4 protein-coding genes and 1 pseudogene are annotated in these 5232 nt (G+C 63.2%); 4 read left to right on the top strand and 1 reads right to left on the bottom strand.

Annotated elements, in window-relative coordinates; all coding sequences use genetic code 11:
* Positions 1 to 531, bottom strand: a pseudogene (locus EN749_RS30120) (thiolase domain-containing protein); the annotation flags it as partial.
* 192 nt (positions 532 to 723) lie between these two features.
* Here EN749_RS30120 and betI point away from each other — a divergent pair.
* The 4 genes from betI to betA form a co-directional block, all read left to right on the top strand.
* Positions 724 to 1314: a transcriptional regulator BetI gene (gene betI / locus EN749_RS30125; RefSeq protein WP_127810947.1), complete on the top strand. Its 591-nt coding sequence runs from the start codon at positions 724 to 726 to the stop codon at positions 1312 to 1314.
* The gene (gene betC / locus EN749_RS30130) at positions 1311 to 2840 is read left to right on the top strand and encodes a choline-sulfatase (RefSeq protein ID WP_164873877.1); all 1530 of its coding nucleotides are present in this window, start codon (positions 1311 to 1313) and stop codon (positions 2838 to 2840) included. The genes betI and betC overlap by 4 nt, the downstream gene beginning before the upstream one ends.
* Positions 2840 to 3841: a threonine/serine dehydratase gene (locus EN749_RS30135; RefSeq protein ID WP_127810949.1), complete on the top strand. Its 1002-nt coding sequence runs from the start codon at positions 2840 to 2842 to the stop codon at positions 3839 to 3841. The genes betC and EN749_RS30135 overlap by 1 nt, the downstream gene beginning before the upstream one ends.
* The coding region (gene betA / locus EN749_RS30140) for a choline dehydrogenase (RefSeq protein ID WP_128364527.1) at positions 3834 to 5232 on the top strand (1399 nt) is incomplete at its 3' end. The genes EN749_RS30135 and betA, both read left to right, overlap by 8 nt.

The following is a 5232-nucleotide window of genomic DNA, read 5'->3' on the forward strand; positions in this document are numbered from 1 at the left end:
GTCGACGCCGTTCTTGTGGTTCTTGGCGGCAATCATGGCCAGCGCATCCGACTGGTCGCCGTGGCGCTGAAAATAGGCCTGCGCGATCTTGCCGAAGACGCCGGCGAAACCCGCCGGTGTCTCGCCGTCCTCGGGCAGATAGGACGCCTTGAGCAGGTTCTTGCCGATCTCCGGCCCCGGCGTCGTCGTCATCTGCTCGGCGCCGACCACCAGCACGATGCGGGCGGCATTGGCGTCGATGGCGCGGATGCCCTGACGGACCGCGGCCGATCCGGTGGCGCAAGCGTTCTCGACGCGCGTCGCCGGCTTGAAGCGCAGCCGGTCGTCGGCCTGAAGCACCAGGCTGGCGGTAAAATCCTGCGCCGAAAAGCCGGCGTTGAAATGGCCGAGCACGATCTCGTCGACCTCGTCGGGACCGACGCCGGCATGGTCGAGCGCGTCGGTTGCCACCTTGACGATCAGATTTTCGAGCGTTTCGCCCTCGAGCTTGCCGAAGCGCGAATGCGCCCAGCCAACGATGCATGCGGTCATGGCGGTCTCCATCCTTGGCGCCAGCCTAACATGTGGGCTCAGGGCGCATTTCGCCTTTATTGTTCAAATATAAACAATCCTGCCCACTTCGTGAAGGACAATCGCTTGGTACAGCCAAGATCGCGGTCGATTTTTTTGTTGATTGACGCGTCAATAAAAAATAATCCTGTTTTCTCAAAGGATCATCGCGAGATGCCGAAAGTCGGAATGGAACCGCTGCGCCGCAAGGCGCTGATCGACGCGACGATCTCGGCGATCGGCGAGCGCGGCTCGCTCGACGTCACCATGTCCGAGATCGCCGGACGCGCCGGGGTTTCGTCGGCTCTTGCCCATCACTATTTCGGCGCAAAGGACGAACTGTTGCTGGCGACGATGCGGCACATCCTGGCCGAACTGACCATCGACATGCGACGCGCCCTTCAATCGGCTGCCACCCCGCGCGAACGCGTTTCGGCCGTGGTGGCTGTCAATTTCTCCGACATCCAGTTCCAGCCGGAAACCATCGCCGCCTGGCTCGCCTTCTATGTCGAAGCGCAGAAATCGTCGGCCTTGCGCCGACTGCTCAGGGTCTATGCGCGGCGACTGCATTCGAACCTGATGAGCGGGCTGACCGGCATCTTGCCCAGAGCCGAAGCCGACCGCGCAGCCGAAGCGACAGCGGCGATGATCGATGGGCTCTACATCAGGCGGGCGCTGAAGGACGGCGTGCCCGACGCCGCGACCGCGATCGCGCTGGTCGAGGACTATCTCGGAACCAAACTCGGTGAGCGGTGCAAACAGTGACAATGAAGCGACCCAACTTCCTGATCGTCATGGTCGACCAGCTCAACGGCACCTTGTTTCCCGACGGTCCGGCGGAGTTTCTGCACGTACCGCACCTGAAAGCGTTGGCCGCACGATCGGCGCGCTTTGCCAACAACTACACGGCGTCGCCGCTCTGCGCACCGGGCCGTGCCTCGTTCATGAGCGGGCAATTGCCGTCGCGCACCGGCGTCTACGACAATGCCGCCGAATTCGCCTCGTCGATCCCGACCTTCGCCCATCATCTGCGCGCCGCCGGCTACTACACCTGCCTGTCGGGCAAGATGCATTTCGTCGGGCCGGACCAGTTGCACGGTTTCGAGGAACGGCTGACGACCGACATCTACCCTGCCGATTTCGGCTGGACGCCGGACTACCGCAAGCCCGGTGAGCGTATCGACTGGTGGTATCACAATCTGGGCTCGGTGACCGGCGCCGGCGTTGCCGAGATCACCAACCAGATGGAGTATGACGACGAGGTCGTGTTCCTAGCCACACAGAAGCTCTATCAGCTTTCGCGCGAACAGGACGATGCGAGCCATCGGCCATGGTGCCTCACCGTCTCGCTGTCGCACCCGCACGATCCCTATGTCGCGCGCAAGCAGTATTGGGATCTCTATGAGCATTGCCAGGCGCTGGATCCGGAAACCGGGTTCATCGCGCATGACGAGCAGGATGCGCATTCCCGGCGGCTGTACCACGCCAGCGATTATCCTTCCTTCGAGATCACGCCGGAACAGGTGCGTCGTTCGCGGCAGGGCTATTTCGCCAACATCTCCTATGTCGACGACAAGCTGGGCGAGATCCTGGATGTTCTCGAGCGCACCCGCATGGCCGACGACACAATCATCCTGTTCTGCTCGGACCACGGCGACATGCTCGGCGAGCGCGGCCTATGGTTCAAGATGAGCTTCTTCGAGGGCTCGGCGCGCGTGCCGCTGATGATTGCCGGCAAGGGCGTTCACGCCGGGCTGATCGAGACGCCGGTTTCCAATCTTGACGTGGCGCCGACGCTTTGCGACCTCGCCGGCATCGACATCGCTGCAATCGCGCCGTGGACCGACGGCCAGTCGCTGCTGCCGCTCACCAAGGGTATTGAGCGCACCGCGCCGGTGCTGATGGAATATGCGGCCGAAGGGTCCAACGCGCCCTTGGTTGCGATCCGCGACGGCAGATACAAATTCGTCCATTGTGAACTCGATCCGCCGCAACTGTTCGATCTCGAAGCCGATCCGCTCGAACGGGACAATCTGGCCGACGACGCGGCCAATGCGGGCCTGGTGGCGGCATTCATGGACAAGGTCCAGGCGCGCTGGGACATGGCCGGCTTCGACGCCGCTGTCCGCGAAAACCAGGCGCGCCGCTGGGTCGTCTATCCGGCGCTGCGCAACGGCGCCTATTACCCCTGGGATTTCCAGCCGCTGCAAAAAGCGTCCGAGCGTTACATGCGCAATCACATGAACCTCGACAATCTCGAAGAGAGCAAAAGGTATCCGCGAGGCGAATGATGTCAGACCTTCTCGTCCCCTCCCTCGACCACCTCAAGCAGGCCTATGCCGTCACCTCCAGGGCGACGCAGATCACACCGCTGCTGGAATCGGCGGCACTGGCCCGCGAGACGGGTGCGGCCCGCGTCTTCATCAAGCCGGAATCGCTGCAATGGGCCGGATCGTTCAAGGTGCGCGGCGCCTATTGGCGCCTGAAGCAGCTTTCCACTGATGAGGCCAGGAAAGGCGTCGTCGCCTACTCCTCCGGCAATTTCGCGCAAGGGCTGGCGGCTGCCGGCCAGGCGCTCGGCATTCCCGTCACCATCGTCATGCCGATCGACGCACCGACCGCCAAGCGTGATGCTACGGCCGGCTATGGCGCCCGCGTCGTGCTGACCGACCATGGCGAACGCGCGCGTGAGGAAGTCGCCGCCGCCAAGGCACGCGAGATCGCCGAGACCGAAGGCTTGGCCCTGCTGCATCCATTTGACGATCCGGAGATCGTTGCCGGCCAGGCGGGCGCCGGCCTCGAAGCGCTTGACCAACTCGAAGCCAAAGGCGCCAGCGCCGATCTTTTGTTCTGCTCGGTCGGTGGCGGTGGGCTGATCGGCGGCGTTTCGCTCGCCTTCCACTATCTGTCGCCCGCCACTGAGATCATCGGCGTCGAACCTGAAGGTTTCAACGGCATGGGCTCGTCGCTGGCACATGGCAGCATCGAGACGATGCCGATCGGGCCGAAGTCGATCTGCGACGGGCTGATGTCGCGACGGCCGGGCGACGCGCCTTTCGCGGCAGTCAAGACCGCCGGTGTTCGCGGCATCACCGTCGACGACCAATCGGTGTGCAGCGCCATGCGGATCGCTTTCGAGCGCATGAAGCTGGTGCTCGAGCCCTCGGGGGCCGCCTCGCTCGCCGCACTGCTCGGCGGCAAGGTGGATGTGAGGGGCAAGACCGCCCTTGTTGTGGCTACCGGCGGCAATGTCTCGCTCGCCGATTTCATGGCGCATATGAACCATGCTTGAAGCAGATTTCGTCATCATCGGCTCCGGCTCGGCCGGCTCGGCCATGGCCTATCGCCTGTCTGAAGACGGCAAGCATTCGGTCATCGTCATCGAATTCGGCGGCAGCGATATCGGGCCGCTGATCCAGATGCCGTCGGCGCTGTCGATCCCGCTCAACATGAGCCTCTATGACTGGGGCTTTGCCAGCGAGCCGGAGCCGCATCTCGGCGGCCGTGTGCTGACGACACCGCGCGGCAAGGTGATCGGCGGCTCGTCCTCGATCAACGGTATGGTATATGTGCGCGGCCACGCCCGCGATTTCGACCATTGGGCCGAAGAGGGTGCGGCCGGCTGGGGCTTCGCCGACGTGCTCCCCTATTTCAAGCGTATGGAAAATTCGGACGGCGGCGAGGATGGCTGGCGCGGCCATGGCGGGCCGCTGCATGTGCAGCGCGGCTCGCGTAAAAATCCGCTCTATGGCGCCTTTGTCGAGGCTGGTCGCCAGGCCGGGTTCGAACTGACCGAAGACTACAATGGTTCCAAGCAGGAAGGGTTTGGGCCGATGGAGCAGACCATCAGCGGCGGTCGCCGCTGGTCGGCGGCATCGGCCTATCTGAAGCCGGCGCTGAAGCGCAAAAACGTAAGTCTGGTCAAGGGCTTTGCGCGGCGGGTGATCATCGAGAATCAGCGCGCCATCGGCGTCGAGATCGAAGCTCACAAACAGATTCAGGTTGTTAAGGCGCGACGTGAGGTGATTGTCGCCGCATCGTCGATCAATTCGCCGAAGATCCTGATGCTGTCCGGCATCGGCCCGGCCGAACATTTGCGCGAAAACGGCATTCCGGTGGTGGCCGACAGGCCCGGCGTCGGCCGCAATTTGCAGGACCATATGGAGCTCTACATCCAGCAGGAATCATTGCTGCCGATCACGCTCAATTCGGTGCTGAATCCGTTCTCGAAAGCGCTCATCGGGGCGCAGTGGCTGTTCCTCAAGACCGGGCTTGGCGCCACCAACCATTTCGAAGCGGCGGCCTTCGTGCGCTCGCGCGCCGGCGTTGACTACCCCGATATCCAGTACCATTTCATCCCGGCGGCAGTCCGCTATGATGGCAAGGCGGCTGCGAAATCGCACGGCTTCCAGGCGCATGTCGGACCGATGCGCTCGAAGTCGCGCGGTTCGGTGACGCTGCGTTCGCCGGACCCGAAATCCAAGCCGGTGATCCGCTTCAACTACATGTCGCATCCAGACGATTGGGCGGAGTTCCGCCACTGCATCAGGCTGACGCGCGAGATCTTCGGGCAGTCGGCGTTCGACCCCTATCGCGGCAAGGAAATCTCGCCGGGCAGCCACATGCAGTCGGACGACGAGCTCGACATCTTCATCCGCGATCATGCCGAGAGCGCCTACCATC

Origin of the sequence: Mesorhizobium sp. M7A.F.Ca.ET.027.02.1.1, from assembly GCF_004022985.1 — a bacterium.
Classification (GTDB): domain Bacteria; phylum Pseudomonadota; class Alphaproteobacteria; order Rhizobiales; family Rhizobiaceae; genus Mesorhizobium.

Excerpts from the sequence above, each read along its gene's own strand:
- betI (WP_127810947.1), top strand. The coding sequence starts at position 724 with ATGCCGAAAGTCGGAATGGAACCGCTGCGCCGCAAGGCGCTGATCGAC.
- EN749_RS30135 (WP_127810949.1), top strand. The coding sequence starts at position 2,840 with ATGTCAGACCTTCTCGTCCCCTCCCTCGACCACCTCAAGCAGGCCTAT.